Annotated in this window: 16 protein-coding genes; 1 reads left to right on the top strand and 15 read right to left on the bottom strand. The window is 66.4% G+C overall.

All coding sequences use genetic code 11. The annotated features are described in order from the left end of the window. Positions 1-86: 86 nt before the first annotated feature. The 11 genes from ASE30_RS28340 to ASE30_RS03190 all read right to left on the bottom strand — a co-directional run bounded on the left by ASE30_RS28340 (position 87) and on the right by ASE30_RS03190 (position 12,675). Positions 87-1,262 carry a CMD domain protein gene (locus ASE30_RS28340; protein WP_082601428.1) on the bottom strand — a complete coding sequence of 392 codons (1,176 nt, stop codon included), beginning with the start codon at positions 1,260-1,262 and terminating at the stop codon, positions 87-89. A gap of 24 nt (positions 1,263-1,286) precedes the next feature. Next, a complete protein-coding gene (locus tag ASE30_RS03145; RefSeq protein WP_235515171.1) occupies positions 1,287-2,732 on the bottom strand; it encodes an acyl-CoA thioester hydrolase/BAAT C-terminal domain-containing protein in 1,446 nt (481 codons plus the stop codon). Between the two features lie 3 nt (positions 2,733-2,735). Continuing rightward, positions 2,736-4,322, bottom strand: a complete 1,587-nt coding sequence (locus ASE30_RS03150; protein WP_057282775.1) for an ABC transporter substrate-binding protein — start codon at positions 4,320-4,322, stop codon at positions 2,736-2,738. A gap of 78 nt (positions 4,323-4,400) precedes the next feature. Next, positions 4,401-5,420: an ABC transporter ATP-binding protein gene (locus ASE30_RS03155; protein WP_057282776.1), complete on the bottom strand. Its 1,020-nt coding sequence runs from the start codon at positions 5,418-5,420 to the stop codon at positions 4,401-4,403. After that, on the bottom strand, positions 5,417-6,430 hold the full coding sequence (locus ASE30_RS03160) for an ABC transporter ATP-binding protein (protein ID WP_057282777.1): 1,014 nt from the start codon (positions 6,428-6,430) through the stop codon (positions 5,417-5,419). Before ASE30_RS03160 ends, ASE30_RS03155 begins: the two co-directional genes overlap by 4 nt. Then, on the bottom strand, positions 6,427-7,353 hold the full coding sequence (locus tag ASE30_RS03165; protein WP_057282778.1) for an ABC transporter permease: 927 nt from the start codon (positions 7,351-7,353) through the stop codon (positions 6,427-6,429). Before ASE30_RS03165 ends, ASE30_RS03160 begins: the two co-directional genes overlap by 4 nt. Next, a complete protein-coding gene (locus ASE30_RS03170) occupies positions 7,350-8,324 on the bottom strand; it encodes an ABC transporter permease (protein ID WP_057282779.1) in 975 nt (324 codons plus the stop codon). The genes ASE30_RS03165 and ASE30_RS03170 overlap by 4 nt, the downstream gene beginning before the upstream one ends. Then, positions 8,321-9,793, bottom strand: a complete 1,473-nt coding sequence (locus ASE30_RS03175) for an NAD(P)/FAD-dependent oxidoreductase (RefSeq protein ID WP_057282780.1) — start codon at positions 9,791-9,793, stop codon at positions 8,321-8,323. The genes ASE30_RS03170 and ASE30_RS03175 overlap by 4 nt, the downstream gene beginning before the upstream one ends. Continuing rightward, positions 9,790-10,767, bottom strand: coding sequence for a LysR family transcriptional regulator (locus tag ASE30_RS03180; RefSeq protein WP_057282781.1), 978 nt, complete (start codon positions 10,765-10,767; stop codon positions 9,790-9,792). Before ASE30_RS03180 ends, ASE30_RS03175 begins: the two co-directional genes overlap by 4 nt. A gap of 157 nt (positions 10,768-10,924) precedes the next feature. After that, positions 10,925-11,902, bottom strand: coding sequence for a tripartite tricarboxylate transporter substrate binding protein (locus ASE30_RS03185; protein WP_057282782.1), 978 nt, complete (start codon positions 11,900-11,902; stop codon positions 10,925-10,927). Further along, positions 11,899-12,675 carry an IclR family transcriptional regulator gene (locus tag ASE30_RS03190; protein WP_057282783.1) on the bottom strand — a complete coding sequence of 259 codons (777 nt, stop codon included), beginning with the start codon at positions 12,673-12,675 and terminating at the stop codon, positions 11,899-11,901. The genes ASE30_RS03185 and ASE30_RS03190 overlap by 4 nt, the downstream gene beginning before the upstream one ends. Before the next feature lie 63 nt (positions 12,676-12,738). Between ASE30_RS03190 and ASE30_RS03195 the strand changes: the two genes are divergently transcribed. After that, positions 12,739-13,788, top strand: coding sequence for a cyclase family protein (locus tag ASE30_RS03195; RefSeq protein ID WP_057282784.1), 1,050 nt, complete (start codon positions 12,739-12,741; stop codon positions 13,786-13,788). Positions 13,789-13,853: 65 nt separating this feature from the next. On the opposite strand, the gene ASE30_RS03200 is transcribed toward ASE30_RS03195, so the two are convergent. The 4 genes from ASE30_RS03200 to ASE30_RS03215 form a co-directional block, all read right to left on the bottom strand. Continuing rightward, positions 13,854-14,120 (bottom strand): hypothetical protein, encoded by a 267-nt coding sequence (locus tag ASE30_RS03200; RefSeq protein ID WP_057282785.1) that lies wholly within the window; start codon positions 14,118-14,120, stop codon positions 13,854-13,856. Positions 14,121-14,216: 96 nt separating this feature from the next. After that, the gene (locus ASE30_RS03205; protein ID WP_057282786.1) at positions 14,217-14,624 is read right to left on the bottom strand and encodes a hypothetical protein; all 408 of its coding nucleotides are present in this window, start codon (positions 14,622-14,624) and stop codon (positions 14,217-14,219) included. 81 nt (positions 14,625-14,705) lie between these two features. Continuing rightward, positions 14,706-14,999 carry a hypothetical protein gene (locus tag ASE30_RS03210; RefSeq protein WP_057282787.1) on the bottom strand — a complete coding sequence of 98 codons (294 nt, stop codon included), beginning with the start codon at positions 14,997-14,999 and terminating at the stop codon, positions 14,706-14,708. A gap of 77 nt (positions 15,000-15,076) precedes the next feature. After that, entirely contained in the window at positions 15,077-16,042 is a 966-nt protein-coding gene (locus ASE30_RS03215) for a 2-hydroxyacid dehydrogenase (RefSeq protein ID WP_057282788.1), read from the bottom strand. Positions 16,043-16,085 lie beyond the last annotated feature (43 nt).

Raw genomic sequence — 16,085 nt, forward strand, 5'->3', positions numbered from 1 at the left:
ACCGTGCTTGCAGAGCGACGATGGACTTGTACGGGTGTCAGACACCTGGGGCCTGACGCGGCCCCAGGGCAGGGAAAATGTAGGTGTCAGCCAGCAACGACGAACACCGGCTCGCCCAAATTCAACATCAACCGATTCGCCCAAGCGAAGATGGCGTCCGAATGCAGCAGATCCAGCACTTCGCCCTCGCTCAACCCGGCATCCTTCAACGCCTGGATGCTGTTCGCGTTCACATCCGCCTGGGCTTCCGTGATCTGGATCGAGAACTGCCCAATCGCCAGTTCGCGCGCCGTCGTTCCCGCCGTGTAGGGGTCTTCAAACACCTGCGCGATCACTTCATTGCGCTTGGCCAGTTGCTCGAATCGCTGCGCATGGACCGACGCGCAGTAGACGCAGCCGTTCACGCGCGACACAACCGTCGAACCCAGTTCACGTTCCGCGCGCGACAGACCGCCCGGCGCGTACATGATGGCGTTGAAGGCCGTGGAGCGCTGGCGCAGGATTTCCGCTTGGTGGACCAGGAACAGGTAGTAGTCCGAGACCTTGGCCTTGGGGTGGCTTTCTTCCAGGACGGCGATCTGTTCGGGCGTGGCGGTGTCGACGTTGACGACGTCCAGCCAGGCCTTCCACTCCAGCACTTCGTTGGTGAAGCCGTGGGCCTTGATGACGGCGCCGGGCTCGGTGGCCGCGGTGTTGGGCTCGTAGGGCGTGGGCGGGACGGCCGCCTGGCGGGCGGGTTGGCCGTCCAGGTCTTTCATGGCCACCAGGCCGGCGACGAGGCGGGTCTGGTAGGACAGGAAGGCGATCAGTTGCGACAGGGTGACGACGGCGGGCGTGGAGACGCCGGCGGCGGGCAGGGTTTTTAGCGCGGCTTCGTCGCCTTCGACCGGGTTTTCGATCAGCTTGCGCGTGAATTCCAGGATGGCGGCCAAGCGCGGGGTGGAGGCGTCTGACGGCTTCCCGGATTCCGCAACCGCGATGTCGGCGGGGGCTGCGTCCGCTTCCGCCAAGCGTGCGCGGTAGTGCGAAGCCAGCAGCGGCGACGGGCTGATGCGGGTGGCGTACAGCGCGACCAGCAGGCGCTCGGCCACGGAGAGGCCGGGCAGGGCGGGGTCGAAGAGGGCGTCGTAGCTGCCTTGGGTGGCGGCGGCGACTTTTTCGCGTTGGTGGCGGACCTCGAAGGTCTTGCTGCCGGGCGTCAGGCCGACGAGCTTGTCGACCAGATCATTGGCGGCGTCATAGACGATGGGTTGTTGTGCCATGGGGATGTTCTCCTTGGTGTCTGGTCAGCCGGCGTTGCCGGAATTGCTTGCTGAATGTGCAGCAGCGGAATGCGAGTTTGCCGAATCCGCACGAGCCGAATCCGAACGAGCCGAACCCGCCCGAGCCGAATCCGCACGAACCGAATCCGCCCGAACCGAATCCGCGCCAGCCGAAGCCGCCCGCGCCTTCACTGCCGCCTCCAAAAACGTCTTCACGCCTTCCCACGATTCCTGGTCCGCGCGGGCGTTGTCCTTGGGGGTGCCGCCGCTGGTGCTGATCTTGCCGGACACGGGATGGGCGTAGACGTGCTGGGTGGTGGGCACGTAGGGGAACAGGATGGAGTGGCCGCCGTTCTCGTAGTCCAGCCATTCGACTGGGTACGGATGCTTCACTTCGGTCAGCTTGTCCTGGATCATCTTGGAGTACAGGCTGGACGGCCAGGAGCCGTCGTCGGTGCCGGACAGCAGGATGACGGGGCCTTCGATGTCCTCGACCTTGATGCGGGCACGCGCCACGGCGTCGGGGTCTTGCAGGGCGGTGAGGATGGCCTTCTCGTGACGATGCGGCGCGGGGCCTTCATCGAAGGGCGCCCAGGTGGCGGTGCGGTTGTTTTCCCAGACGTGGGGAATGGGCTTGCCGCCCAGCAGCCACGTGGGGCCTTCGCGGCCGATCATGGGGTCGCAGGCATTCTGCCCGCTGTGGACGACGGCGCCGGGCACGTAGGCGACCACCGCCGACACTTCCTTGGGGAAGGTGGCGCCCAGCAGCAGCACCAGTTCACCGCCGCGCGACTGGCCGCTGATGGCGACGAAGTCGTGCTGGGGTTGGACCTTCTTGCGCAGCCAGCGCAGGCCGGTCTGGAAGTACTCCAGCGGGGTGTTGGAGATGTAGTCGGACAGGCCCGGCGCCTTGAAGTAGGCCAGCGCGAAGGCGGCGTAGCCGCGCGAGGCGTACAGCGCGGCGCGCGGTTCGTTGATGCCGCCGCCAGAGCCGTTCAGGATCATGACGGCGGGATGCGAACCCGGGGCGCTGCCTGCCGGCAGGTACAGGGTGCCGACCAGGCCTTCTTCGCGCACGTCGTGACGGGTGACGCCGTCGGCGGCCAGGCGTTGGGTGAAGCTGGCCCGGGCCTCGCCGCCTTCCACGCGGGCGACCACGTCGGTGACCAGCGCGTCGGTCACGGGCTGGTTGAAGTGTTCGCGGCTCTTCGAGTCCACGGGGGACTGCGACCAGACCAGGCCCATGGGGGCCACGCCGGTGTAGTCGCCCGAGACGGGCGCGTCGCGGGTCAGGTCGACGACGCCGTCGTCGCCCGCCGTGTAGGCGGCCTGGGCTTGCCAGAGCACGCCGTTGCGGCGGGTGAGGGCGGTGATCTCGACCGTGGCGCCAGGCGCGGCGTGTTCGACGCGGATCTGGCGCGGGACGTCGATCAGGGCGTCCGCGGGGGTGATGGTGAGGGTCGGCACCATGGCTTACTTACCGGCGGCAGCGGCGGCGGGTTCTTTGGTGACCATCATGGCGGCCGTACGGTCGCTGGTCATGGGGGTGACCTTCAGGCCCTTCTTGGTGGCCCAGATGTTCTTGTAGTGGAACAGCGGGATGATGCCGACGTCGTCGGACACGATCTTGACGGAGTCGCGCAGGATGGCTTCACGCTTGGCGACGTCGAATTCGGACGTGGATTGCTCCAGGGCGGCGTCGACCTTGGGATTGGTGTAGCGGCCCCAGTTGGAAGCGCCCAGGCCCTTCTTGGCGTCGGCGGTGGCCAGGATGTTGACCAGCGCGTAGCTGCCTTCGCCCGTGCCGTTGCCCCATGCCAGCATGCTGACGGCGAATTCGTTCTTGTTGGCGCGGCCCGAGTACACGGCCCACGGCACGACTTCCACCTGGGTCTTGACGCCGACGCGGGTCCAGAACTGCGCGACCGCCTGGGCCGTTTCGGGGCCTTGCGGGTAGCGGTCGTTGGGGACGTGCATGGTCAGCTTGAAACCGTCGGGAAAGCCGGCTTCGGCCAGCAGCTTCTTGGCTTGCGCGACGTCGTTGGGGATGTCCTTGACGTCGGGGTTGTAGCCGATGGTGCCCTTGGGCATCCACTGGTTGGCTTCGGTGGCGGCGCCTTGCAGGATGCGGTCGGAGATGGCCTTGCGGTTGATGGCCAGGTTCAGCGCCTGGCGCACGCGCACGTCCAGCAGCGGGTTCTTGTCCAGCGGCTTGCCGTTGTTGTCGGTGATGTACTGGTTGGGCGCGGGGTTGAAGCTGGGTTGCAGCAGCATGACGCGCAGGCCGTCGTACGGGTAGACCGAGATGTTGGCGGCCTTTTGCAGCTTGGCCAGGTCGGATACCGAGACCTTGTCGATCACGTCGACGTCGCCGGCCAGCAGCGCGGCGGTGCGGGCGGCGGCGTTGTTGATGTAGCGGTAGTTGACCTTCTCCCAGACCTGCTTGTCGCCCCAGTAGGCGTCGTTGCGTTCCATGATGACGCGGTCGCCGGGGGTGTAGGAGACGAACTTGTAGGGGCCGGTGCCGATCATGGCCTTGCCCGAGTTGTAGTCCTCGGTGGACGACTTTTCACCGACGTGTTTGCTGACGACGTGGATGGACGCCAGATTCAGGGGCAGGTCGGGGTTGGGGGCCTTGGTTTTGACGATCAGGGTCAGCGGGTCCTTGGCGGTCATCGTGTCGATGGTGCGCAGGTAGCCGGCGTAGGTGGCGACGCTGCCGGGCACGCCGCGCGCGCGGGTGTAGGAGTAGATCAGGTCGTCGGCGGTGAACGGCGTGCCGTCCTGCCACTTGACGCCTTCACGCAGCTTGAATTCCCAGGTGGTGGGATCCAGCGGCTTCCAGCTCACGGCCAGGCCCGGCTGCAGCTTGTTCCACTTGTTCTCGATCAGCAGGTCCCAGAAGTGCAGGGCCACCGAGCGGTCGCCGGCGTGGTTGTTCAACTGCGGGTCCAGCGACGACAGCGGGTCGGCGAAGCCGATGGACAGGTTGTCGGCGGCGGCGACGGCCGAGGCGCCCAGCAGGGCGGCGGTGAGGGTCGAGAGAATCAGGCGTTTCATTGTCCGGGGTCCTTGGGTAGAGGGGGGAACGAGCAGTTTGTTCAAGGGTCGCCGTGGCAGGGCCACAGCCGGTGATCGTCAGGCCATGTCGTTCAGGTGACAGGCGCTTAGGTGGTTGATGGCGATTCCCTTCAAGGTGGGAACCTCGGTTTTGCAGCGCGGCATCGCATGCGGACATCGCGGGTGGAAGTGGCAGCCGCCGGGCGGATTGAGCGGGCTGGGGATCTCGCCCTTGATCGCGGTGAAGATCTTGTGGCGCGATTTCAAGGTGGGGATCTCGGCCAGCAGCGCCTGGGTGTACGGGTGGTTGGGGCGCTGGAAGACGTCTTCCACGGTGGCCGTTTCCACGACGCGGCCCAGGTACATGATGACGACGCGGTCGGACAGGTGTTCGACCACGCCCAGGTCATGGCTGATGAAGAGGTAGGTCAGGTTCAGTTCTTCGCGCAGGTCCATGAACAGGTTCAGGATCTGCGCCTGGATGGAGACGTCCAGCGCGGCGACGGCTTCGTCGCAGACCAGCATGGTCGGCTGCACGGCCAGGGCGCGGGCGATGCCGATGCGCTGGCGCTGGCCGCCGCTGAACTGGTGCGGGTAGCGCTGGCGCAGGGCCGGGTCCAGGCCGGCGCGTTCCATCTGGGCGCTGACGTAGTCGTCGAAGTCGCCGTTGCCGACCAGGCCGTGGATGCGGGCCGCTTCGCCCACGATCTCGTCCACGCGCAGGCGCGGGTTGAGGCTGGCGTAGGGGTCCTGGAAGATCATCTGGACCTTCAGGCGCGCGGCGTGGGCTTCGGCGGCGTTCATGTCGGCGGGACGCTTGCCGTTGATGCGGACCTCTCCGCCCGAGGGCGTGAGCAGGCCCGCCGCGACGCGGCCCAGCGTGGATTTGCCGCAGCCGGATTCGCCGACCAGGCCGACGACTTCGCCGGGGTTGACGATCAGGTCAACGTGGTCCACGGCGCGGGTGATGGCGGGCGGCTTGGACAGGCCCAGCTTCTGCATGGCGCGACCGGCGGCGCCGACGTGGCGTTCGCCAAAGCGCTTGCTGACCTGGCGCAGGTCGATCAGCGGGGTGGGGGCGGGCGCGGCGGTGCTCATGCCGTCACCTCGCTGTGGATCTGGATGGAAGGATGGAAGCAGCGCACTTTGTGTTCGGGCAAGGCGTGGGTGATGCCGGGTTGCTGGCCGCAGGCGGCGGTGGCGCGCGCGCAGCGCGCGGCGAACGCACAGCCGGCGGGCAGGTGCAGCAGGTTGGGCGTCATGCCGGGAATCTGGCGCAGCCGCTGGCCCCGCTGGTTGTTGCTGGGCAGGCTGTCGATGAGGCCCACCGTGTAGGGGTGCTGCGGGCGGTCCAGCACGTCGTCGACCTTGCCGTGTTCGACGATGCGCCCGGCATACATCACCGCCACGTCGTCGGCAAGACCCGCGACGACCGACAGATCATGCGTGATCCAGATGAGGCTGGTGCCGTGCTGCTGGGCCAGCTTCTGGACTTCGGACAGGATCTGCGCCTGGATGGTGACGTCCAGCGCGGTCGTCGGTTCGTCGGCGATGATCAGGTCCGGGCGGTGCAGCATGGCGATGGCGATAGCCACCCGCTGGCGCATGCCGCCGGACAGTTGATGCGGGTAGGCCAGCAGGCGCTCTTCCGGGCTGGGAATGCCCATCATGCCCAGCGTGTCGCGCGCCAGCGTGCGGGCCTGCGACTTGCTCATGCTGTTATGGGCGCGCACCGTTTCGATCATCTGCACGTCCACCCGCAGCACGGGGTTCAGCGTCATCATCGGATCCTGGAAGATCATGGCGATGCGGTTGCCCTGCAGGCGGCGCATCTCGCGCGGCGCAAGTTTGGTCAGGTCGCGGCCCTGGAACAGGACTTCGCCGCCGACGATGCGGCCCGGCGCGTCGACCAGGCCCATGATGGAAAAGCCCGTGACGGACTTGCCCGAGCCGGACTCGCCGACCAGGCCCAGGATCTTGCCGCGTTCCAGGGTGAAGGAAACGTCGTCCACGGCGGGCAGCACGCCCGCGCGGGTATGGAAGTGGGTGCGCAGGTTGCGCACTTCTAGCGTGGCCGGCGCGCCAGCCGAGGCGGAGCGGTCGGTCATTTGTGGGTCCTCGGGTTCAGCACGTCGCGCAGGCGGTCGCCCACCAGGTTGATCGCCACGATGGTGATCAGCAGCGCGATGCCGGGATAGAAGCTGATCCAGTATTCGCCGGACAGCATGTATTGGAAGCCGTTGGAGATCAGCAGGCCCAGCGATGGTTCGGTCACGGGCACGCCCAGGCCCAGGAAGCTCAGTGTGGCTTCCAGCGTGATGGCGCGCGCGATCTGCAGGGTGCCGATGACGATCAGCGGCGGCAGGCAGTTGGGCAGGATGTGCTTCAACATGATCCGCCAGTTGGGGATGTCCAGGCAGCGGGCGGCTTCGACATATTCGCGGCGGCGTTCCACCAGGGCCTGGCCGCGCGCGGTGCGGGCGTAGTAGGCCCATTCCAGGATCACCAGCGTCAGCACCACGTTGCCCACGCCCTTGCCCAGGTAGGCCAGGATCATCATGGCGACCAGGATCGACGGGAACGACAGGATCAGGTCGACCAGGCGCATGATGAAGGCGTCGACCTTGCCGCCGGCGTAGGCGGCCAACAGGCCCAGCAGCGTGCCGATGACACCGGCGATCAGCGCCGAGCCCACGCCCACCATCAGGCTGATGCGCAGGCCGTACAGAATGCCCGACAGCAGGTCGCGGCCCTGGCCGTCGGTGCCCAGCCAGTAATGGAAGGTGTCCAGGCCGTTCATGCTGCCCGGCGGCAGGCGCGAGTCCAATACGTCGATCTGCAGCAGGTCATAGGGGTTCTGCGGCGAGATCCACGGCGCCAGCACGGCGGCCAGGATCAAGAGCGTGGCCACGGCCAGTCCCAGAATTGCCGTCTTGGACGACAGGAACTCGATCATGTTGCGCCGCCACGGCGACTCGCGTCGCAGCGCGGGCGCTGCGGGATTGGCTGCAGTTTGAGATACGGAACTCATGCCGAGGCCTCCAGCCGTACCCGGGGGTCCAGCACTTTGTACAGAATGTCCACGATCAGGTTCAGCGTCACGAACAGGCACACCACCACGATCAGGTAGGCCACGATCACGGGGCGGTCCAGCGCGTTCAGGCTGTCCAGGATCAGCTTGCCGGCGCCGGGCCAGGAAAAGATGCTTTCCGTGATGACGGCGAACGCGATGGTGGAGCCCAGTTCCAGGCCCAGCACGGTCACCAGCGGGATCATGGTGTTGCGCAGCACGTGCACACAGACGACGCGCAGCGGTGACAGGCCCTTGGCGCGCGCGAATTTCACGAAGTCCAGGGGCATCACGTCGCGCACGCCGGCGCGGGTCAGGCGGATCACCAGCGATATCTTGAAGAGCGACAGGTTGAACGCAGGCAGGATCAGGTGGCGCCAGCCGTCGGCCGTCAGCCACGACCACTGGAAGCCCAGGAACTCCACCGTCTGGCCGCGGCCGCTGGCCGGCAGCCAGCCCAGCGACACGCTGAACGTCATGATCAGCATCAGCGCCACCCAGAAGGTGGGCAGCGAGAAGCCGACGATGCTGCCCGCCATGATCATCTTGGAAAAGCGGCTGTCGGGATACAGCCCGGCGATCAGGCCTAGCGGCAGGCCGACGAGGACGGCGAAGGTCAGGGCGGTGATGGCCAGTTCAAGCGTGGCCGGCAGGCGCTGGATCACCAGCTCGATGGCGGGGATGTTGTAGACGAAGCTGTTGCCCAGGTTGCCGTGCAGCGCCCCGTTCAGAAAGCCCAGGTATTGTTGCCACAGGGGCTTGTCCAGGCCCAGTTCGGCGATGATGCGGGCGCGGTCCACCTGGTCCACGTCCTGGCCGATCAGGATGTCCACGGGGTTGCCGATGGCGTGCAGCCCCACGAAGACGATCAGCGTCATCAGGAGCACGACCACGGCGGCCTGCGCCACGCGGCGTAGCAGCCATGCGGTCATTGCGCGGTCTCCGCCTGCGTCGGGGCCGGCGTCGGGGCTGGGGTCCACTCATCGCCAAACACTTCCGGCTCGGCGAACGCTTCCATATTGGCGTAGTGCGTTTCGACGTCCTCGCGGTAGAAGAGACCCGCGATGCCTTGCGCCAGGCGCTTGGCGCCTTCGCTGATGGCGGGGATGTCGCCCGAGATCGTGCCCTGCGTCAGCGCGGCGGGGTAGGAAAAGCAATGCACGCGGTCCAGGCCCGGGCAGGCGCCGGGGACTTTTTCCTGCAGCTCGAACACGGCGCCCAGGTCGGGCGAATCGTGCAGTTCCTGGTCTTCTTCGCCAGCGGGCGGCGTGTAGCGGTCGCCCCAGGCGCGCACGTGGGGCGCGAGCGGCGCGAATTCCGGGCGCACGGTCCAGTCGATCCGAAAGCCCGTGGAGAGAATCAGGAAGTCCAGCACGAACACGCCCTTGGGCGTGGTGACGTGGATCTCGTCATCGATCAGCGCCAAGTCCTGCACGCCACAGCCCAGGTTGAAGTAGGCGTTGGGATGCCGCGACACGCGCAGGGTGCTGCCGCGCGGCGGCGGCACCTGCTGCGCATTGAAGTAGTGGCGGATCTTCCACTTCCAGTCGTCGGGCAGGGTCAGGTGGCCATGGGTCAGGCCGGGGTTGCCCGCGCCCTTGCCCTTGTTGATGCGCGGGATGTCGTTGCGGCGGATCAGCAGGTCCACGCTGGCGGCGCCCGCCTCCAGCGCGGTGGCGGCGCTGTCCATGGCGGATGCGCCCGCGCCCACGACGCCGACGCGCAGGCCGGCAAGCGTTTCGTAGCCCATCACGTCCGACGAATGCGCCCAGCGGCCGCGCGGCAGCTTCTTCGCAAAATCCGGCACATAGGCGCCGCCCAGTCCGTCGCGGCCGGTGGCCAGCACCACGCGGCGGGCCAGCACGGTGCCGCGTCCGGCGGGCGATTCGATGTCCAGTTGCACCAGCTTGTCGGCGCGCGGCAGGACGGACAGGATGCGATGTTCATTGCGCACGTCCAGGCCCAGCACGCGGCGGTACCAGCGCAGGTAGTCCATCCACTGCAGGCGTGGAATTTTGTCCAGCGCTTCCCAGGCCTCGGATCCGAATTGCGATTCGAACCAGGCGCGGAAGGTCAGCGCCGGCAGGCCCAGCGCGGGGCCCGTCAATTGCTTGGGCGAGCGCAGCGTTTCCATGCGGGCCGTGGTGGCCCAGGGGCCTTCGTAGCCTTCCGGCGCCTGATCGAAGACCGGCGCGTCGATGCCCAGGTGCTTCAAGGAGGCGGCGGCCGCCAGACCCCCCATGCCGCCGCCGATGACGGCCACGTCCAGCACCGGCTGGCCGTCGACGAGACGGGGCGTCACCCAGTTCTTGGCGGGAAGCTCCAGCCATGACAGGTCTTGCCGCAGGCGTGCCTCGAGGGCGGCCAGACCTTGCGGCGGGGTGGCGATGGGCAGATTCATAGTGCGGGGGTTTCCATAACAGGGGTGTCATCGCCGTAGATCGACTGCAACAGCGCCGAATGCTCGCAGGCGTCGTGCAGCACGAAGCCCGGCAGCAAGGCTGCGGCGGCTTCGGCCAGCGCGTCCGCCATGGCCTGGCAGGCCGGCGTCAACGTTTGCGACTGCGGGGTGATGACCCCAAAAAAGAAGGGAATGTCCAGGTCGATGGGCCGGATCGCCACGCCCGCCAACGGCGCGCCGTAGGCGGTGACGGGTTCCAGCACCGACACGCCCAGGCCGGCGCGGACCGCGGCCAGGGCGTTGATGGACGAATTGGTTTCGATGGTGCCCAGCGCCTGCACGTTGTGCGCCAGCGCGGCGTCCAGACGGCGGCGCAGGCGAAACGGGTTGGCCATGGTGATCAGGCGGCGCCCGGCCAGCGCCGATACCGGCACCACGGCGTGCCGCGCCACCGGATCGTCTTCGGGCAGCGCGACGACACAGGGAGCCTGGCCGATCCAATGCACGGTCAGGCCGCGATGCTCCAGCGGCAGGCTGGTGACGCCCACCTGCGCGGCGCCGTTCAGCACCGCATGCACCACGCGTTCGGGCGAGGCGCTGCGCAACTGGATGCGCGCGGCGCCGGATCGGGCTTCCATGCGCTTGAGCGCGGTGGGGACCAAGCCGGCGGCCATGGCGGAGGTGGCGGCCATCAGCAGGGGCTGGGCCTGGCCGCGAGCGATCTCTTCGGCGCGGTCGCGGATCTGGCGCAAACCGGCCAGCGCGCGCTCTACGTCGTCGTACAGCAGGAAGCCTTGTTCGGTCGGCGTCACGCGGGGCCCGCTGCGTGCGAACAGCGGATAGCCGATCTCGGCTTCCAGTTCTTGCAGCAGGCGGCTGATCGCCGGCTGGGAACGGCCAAGCAGGCGCCCGGCAGCGGTGACGCTGCCTGTGGACATGACGGCCGCGAAGGCCTCGAGTTGACGAAGTTCCATCTGTGTTGCTTTATGCTCAGGGCGAATTCTTGCCCGGCAAGTATGCGCTCTACAAATAATTAAAAGGCATAAGTAAATTCCCTAGGCGGGAATTTCTTATGCCTTTTAATTACTGCGAGTTATTTCAAGGGCTTAGGGGTATCCCTTGGTCCCAGCTTTACTCGGGCTGAATGTTCGCGTCCTTCATCACTTTGATCCAGCGGGCGCTTTCGGCCAGGTTGAAGGCTTCGGCCTCCTGGTAGCTCATCGTGCTGGGCAGCGTGCCCTGCGACTTCAGGGCGTCGACCACCTTGGGCGATTTCGATGCCTCGACCATGGCCTTGTTCAGCTTGGCGATGATGGGCTCGGGCGTGTCCTTGGGTACCCACATGCCGTACCAGGTCATGATGTCGAAATCGGGAAGGACGGTTTCGGCGATGGTGGGCACGTTCGGCAGGTCGGCCAGGCGCGCCTTGGTGGTGACGGCCAGCGGAATGACCTTGCCGCTCTGGATCAGCGGAAGGGCGGGGGCCAGCGGCGCGTACATCAATTCGACGTGGCCGCCGGCGACGTCCGTCAGGGCCGGGCTGCTGCCGCGGTAACCCACGTGCGAGATGGACACCTTGGTCGACGTGTTGATCAATTCACCCGCCAGGTGCGGCAGCGTGGCGACGCCCGGCGACGCGAAGGTCAGCGTGCCCGGCTGCGCGCGCGCATGCTGGATCAGGTCTGCAAAGGTCTTGAAGCGGGAGTTGGGCGGGACGACGGCCACCATCGGCACCGTGCCCAGCACGCCCACCATCCGGAAGTCCTTGATCGGATCGAAGCTCAGGCTCTTGAACTGGGCGGGGTAGATGCCCTGGACGGAGGGGTTCATCAGCAGCGTGTAGCCGTCGGCGGGCGCCTTGGCGACCTGCGCCGCGCCGATCGTGCCGCTGGCGCCCGCGCGGGTCTCGATGACCAGCGGCTGGCCCAGGATTTCTCCCATTTGCACCGCCACGACCCGGCCCACCACATCGGTCGGCCCCCCGGCCGCCCACGGCATGATCACGCGTATCGGCTTGTCGGGGTAGCTGGCCTGCGCCTGCGCGCCGGCGATAGGCATTGCGGCGACGATCGCCGAGCATGCCGCGGTAAGAAAGCTGCGTTTGTTCATCTAGTGTCTTCTCCTACGAAGGTGAGGTTGGCCGAGGGTAGGGCTGCGTGCAGCAGCGCCTTGACCTCTTCCAGTTGTTTTCCAGTGGTGGCTTCGTTTTTGAGCATGCGGCCCAGGGGGCCGGCCACCACGATGGCAAAGGCTTGTTCATACGCCCGGAACCCGAGGGATACGGACATCACGTCTTCGACGTTTTCACCGACCGACCGCTGCCAGCCGCGCGCCACGCCGGCCTGCAGGTCGCGGTCGAAGGCGTCGCGGGCGGTGATGGTGCTGTCGGTGAAGGCGGCGAATCCGCTGTAGGCCTTGAACCACTTCTGGCGTTCTTCGGGCGACAGCACGGACAGCAGCGCCTTGCCCGAGCTGGTGGCGTGCACGGCCTTGAACCCGCCGGGCTGGTGCGAAAAGCGGATGGTCTGCTTGGATTCGGCCACGATCAGGTAGACCACCTTGTCGTCCGCCAGCTTGGCCAGCAGGGCGGTTTCTCCGGTCAGGTCGCGCACGCGCTCCAGCACGGGTTCGATGACGGCGTTCAGGGGATCGCTGCGGCAAATGAGCGTGGCGACGTGAATCAGCTTCTGGGTCGGGTAATAGCCATGCTTCTTGCCGATTTCATACAGGTAGCCCCGCGCTTCCATGGTCTTGAGCAGACCGTGGCAACTGGATAGCGGGATCTGCATCTGCGCGGCAATTTCGCTGTACAGCAATGGCTTCTGCTCCTCGGCGAAGAGGTTCAGTACGTCCAGAACTCGAGCTGCTGTTTTCACATCCATGATGCAAGTATCCTATACGTGATAAAGTTGTGTCAATCCGCTAACGCCAAGGAGTTACGACGCATGAGATGGAAGAACCGTCCCGAAGGATCGAACTGGGGGGACTTCGGTCCTGACGATCAGCGCGGTTGCCTGAATTACATCACCCCCGAGAACGTGCTGAAGGGCATCGCCGAAGTTCGCCTGGGCCTGAGCTTCTGCCTGTCGCTGCCACTGGACTATCCGGGCGGCAACGGCGTGAATGTCCGCCGCCATCCGCCCAAGCTGCGCCCCACCGAGAGAGACGGCGACCAGTACATGAACTTTCCGCTGGGCCGGTTGCGTCCGGGTTGCGTGGACGTGCTGAGCGACGACATCGTCGAGATGAGCCTGCAGTATTCGACCCAATGGGATTCGCTTGCGCATGTGGGCGCGCTGTTCGACGCGAATGGCGACGGCCTGCCCGAGCGCGTCTACTACAACGGCTACCGGCCCAATGACCACGTCGTCGGTCCGGTGGACTACGACGTGGGGAACGGCTTTGCCAAGACGGAATTGGGGCAGGGCGCGGCATCCAACGCCAAGAAGCTGGACATCACGCACCTGGCCGAATCCTGCCTGCAGAGCCGGGGCGTGATGGTGGATCTGGCCAGGCATTACGGCCGCGCGCAGAAATCGGTGGGCTACGACGACCTGATGCGCATTCTTGAGACGGACGGCATCGACATCGAGCAGGGCGACATCGTGCTCTTCCATACGGAATTCGGCGACGCCTTGCTGGAAAAGAACCGCGAGCCCGACCCGCACACGCTGCACGAGATCTGCGCCGGCCTGGACGGCAGCGACGAGAAGCTGCTGCAATGGATCACGGATTCGAAAGTGGCGGCGATGGCGTCCGACAACCACGCGCTGGAAATCTATCCGACCCAGAAGCCCAACGCCTGCTGCGCCGCGCTGCCGCTGCACCACCACTGCATCTTCAAGCTGGGCATGCCGATTGGCGAGATGTGGTACCTGGGCAAGCTTGCGCGCTGGTTGCAGGCGAACGGCCGCAACCGTTTCCTGCTGACCGCGCCGCCCTTGAACCTGCCGGGCGCGGTGGGATCGCCGGCGACGCCGGTGGCCACCGTGTAAAGCGGGCGGACGTATATAGCGGCCGCCGTGGGGCGGCCTACGATAGCGGGCCGCCGTGGGGCGGCCTACGCCGCCGATGCAAGCAAGGCCCGGCCTTTTGCCGTCAGGACGACGATGGCTTCTCCGCGCACCGGGCTCTCTTCATGCGTCATGTCGATAAGCCCATTGGCGGCGGCGTCTTCCCAGGCGGAAAGCCGGGGGCAGTTGGTTCGCCAGGCCTCCATGGTCTCGGCGTAGGTGCGCGGCCGTGCCGAGACCCACAGCAGTAACTGGACCAGGTTTCCGCGCTGAGACGCGCCGGCTTCTAGCTCTATGGTTGGAATGTCAGGCATGAGGCATCTCCGTTCAACGGATGCCTTTCGACGATACTCCGGCAGCCGCCGGGATTCCAGTTCCCGCGCGCGTCAGCGGAGCCCGCCGTGCCTGCGTCAGCGCGCGTTTGCTATCCAGCCCGCGCTGGTGTCGTGAAATTTCTTGGCGATGGCGTTCGCCGCCTCCTGGCTTTGGGTCATCTTGGCCGCCAGGTCCTGCAGCTTCATCATCTCCATGCTCTGCCGGTTGATCACGGTGGTGAGTTCGGTGTCCAAGTCTTCAAGACGCGCTCTATCTTCGTCCGTCGGGTTGGGCTTGCAGGCGAGTTCCGCCTTTGCTTCGTTCAGGGCGCGAATCTGATGATTCATCGCCTGCACCCGTTCAGCCTGTTTGCCGACCAGCTCCTTCAGCGCTTCAAAGCGCGCCAGCATGATGGCCTCGATCGCGGGGTCCAGGGACGAGTTTTCGGCTGAGATGGGCGAACCGGCGTTGGGGCCGCCTGCGCTGATGGGGGGGATCGACATCGAAAGCTCCTGGGGCGCCATTGCCCGTATGCGCGGTAAGTAACCGCCCAAGGGGCGAAGTTCCCGGGATCCAGGAATGCTCTAGCGGGGAGCCATGCCCTTGCGCAGCTTGTCCGGCGCTTCCATCAACGAGGCAGCCATGTCCTCGCGTTCCAGCACGCAGGGCTCGGTGCGCAGGTCTTTCATGAACTCGTCATAGAGTTCGCCCGTGATCCCGGCGGGGCGTTTGAAATCGCCGGACAGTTGGTAGGCGCGCAGCAGCACCGAACGCAAGCGCTTGACCTCCCAGAGCAAGGCGATGACGTCGGTGTTCCAGGGCTGGCGTTCGCGAATGACGCGCAGGTCGGCGTGTGAGAGAGGGGTTTTGAACGGCATGGCGGAAAATACTGTTTGGATATACAGTATAGTCCGCTTAAAACAGTGACAGAACGCTAGCGTTTTCCGCAGGTCCGTCATCCCACCCGCGTCTGCACTTGGCCTTCGCGGAACCACCCGTCCAGGTTCGACCGCATCAAGTCGGCCATGGCGCGCCGGGTTTCGTAGGTGCCGCTGGCGATGTGGGGCAACAGCACCACGTTGTCCATGTCGTTCAGTTCGGCGGGCGTGGCGGGTTCATGTTCGAACACGTCCAGGCCCGCGCCCGCGATGCGTTTCTGGCGCAGGGCCGCCACCAGCGCCGCTTCGTCGACCACGGTGCCGCGCGCGATGTTGATCAGCCAGCCGTCCGCGCCCAGCGCGTCCAGCACCGGCGCGTTCACCATGTGCCGCGTGGCGTTGCCGCCCGGCACGGCCAGCACCAGATAGTCGCATTGTTCCGCCAGCGTCACGATGTCCGGGCAATAGCGGTAGGACGCGGGCGCGTCCGCGCGCGGCTTGCGGCTGGTGTACAGGATCTCCATATCGAACGCCTGGGCGCGACGGGCGATTTGCAGCCCGATATTGCCCAGGCCGACGATGCCGCAGCGCTTGCCGCTCATGCGGGTGCCCAGGCCGAATCCTTCCGTGGGCCAGCGGCCCGCCCGAACGAAACGGTCTGCTTCCGCGATGCGGCGCGAGACGGCCAGCATCAGCGCCAGGGCGGTGTCGGCCACGCAGGCGTCCAGCACGCCCGGCGTGTTGGTGACCACGATATCGCGCGCCTTGGCCGCGGCCACGTCGATGGTGTCGTAACCCACGCCGAAGCTGAAGATGCCTTCCAGGGCGGGCAGGGCGTCGATCAGTTCCCGGGTGGCGCCAAAACGTCCGCTGGTGGCGATGCCCCGGATGGCGGGGCCGTGTTCGCGCAGCAGCGCTGCCGCGTCGCCGGCCTCCCACAAGCGGTGGACGCGGTAGCGGGATTCCAGGTCGGCCACCAGTTCGGGCAGCAGGGGGCCGACCATCAGCAGGTCGGCGGTGGAGGCGGGAAGGGATGCGGTCATGGATACGGCTTGAGCAGTGAGAGAGAGGCCCGCCGAAGCGGGC

Origin of the sequence: Achromobacter sp. Root83, assembly GCF_001428845.1 — a bacterium.
Lineage (GTDB): Bacteria > Pseudomonadota > Gammaproteobacteria > Burkholderiales > Burkholderiaceae_B > Achromobacter.

Coding starts and splice junctions, on each gene's coding strand:
- ASE30_RS03185 (WP_057282782.1), bottom strand. CDS start 11,902: ATGAACAAACGCAGCTTTCTTACCGCGGCATGCTCGGCGATCGTCGCC.
- ASE30_RS03155 (WP_057282776.1), bottom strand. CDS start 5,420: ATGAGCACCGCCGCGCCCGCCCCCACCCCGCTGATCGACCTGCGCCAG.
- ASE30_RS03145 (WP_235515171.1), bottom strand. CDS start 2,732: ATGGTGCCGACCCTCACCATCACCCCCGCGGACGCCCTGATCGACGTC.
- ASE30_RS03210 (WP_057282787.1), bottom strand. CDS start 14,999: ATGCCGTTCAAAACCCCTCTCTCACACGCCGACCTGCGCGTCATTCGC.
- ASE30_RS03165 (WP_057282778.1), bottom strand. CDS start 7,353: ATGAGTTCCGTATCTCAAACTGCAGCCAATCCCGCAGCGCCCGCGCTG.
- ASE30_RS28340 (WP_082601428.1), bottom strand. CDS start 1,262: ATGGCACAACAACCCATCGTCTATGACGCCGCCAATGATCTGGTCGAC.
- ASE30_RS03160 (WP_057282777.1), bottom strand. CDS start 6,430: ATGACCGACCGCTCCGCCTCGGCTGGCGCGCCGGCCACGCTAGAAGTG.
- ASE30_RS03200 (WP_057282785.1), bottom strand. CDS start 14,120: ATGCCTGACATTCCAACCATAGAGCTAGAAGCCGGCGCGTCTCAGCGC.
- ASE30_RS03180 (WP_057282781.1), bottom strand. CDS start 10,767: ATGGAACTTCGTCAACTCGAGGCCTTCGCGGCCGTCATGTCCACAGGC.
- ASE30_RS03205 (WP_057282786.1), bottom strand. CDS start 14,624: ATGTCGATCCCCCCCATCAGCGCAGGCGGCCCCAACGCCGGTTCGCCC.
- ASE30_RS03150 (WP_057282775.1), bottom strand. CDS start 4,322: ATGAAACGCCTGATTCTCTCGACCCTCACCGCCGCCCTGCTGGGCGCC.
- ASE30_RS03175 (WP_057282780.1), bottom strand. CDS start 9,793: ATGAATCTGCCCATCGCCACCCCGCCGCAAGGTCTGGCCGCCCTCGAG.
- ASE30_RS03215 (WP_057282788.1), bottom strand. CDS start 16,042: ATGACCGCATCCCTTCCCGCCTCCACCGCCGACCTGCTGATGGTCGGC.
- ASE30_RS03170 (WP_057282779.1), bottom strand. CDS start 8,324: ATGACCGCATGGCTGCTACGCCGCGTGGCGCAGGCCGCCGTGGTCGTG.
- ASE30_RS03190 (WP_057282783.1), bottom strand. CDS start 12,675: ATGGATGTGAAAACAGCAGCTCGAGTTCTGGACGTACTGAACCTCTTC.
- ASE30_RS03195 (WP_057282784.1), top strand. CDS start 12,739: ATGAGATGGAAGAACCGTCCCGAAGGATCGAACTGGGGGGACTTCGGT.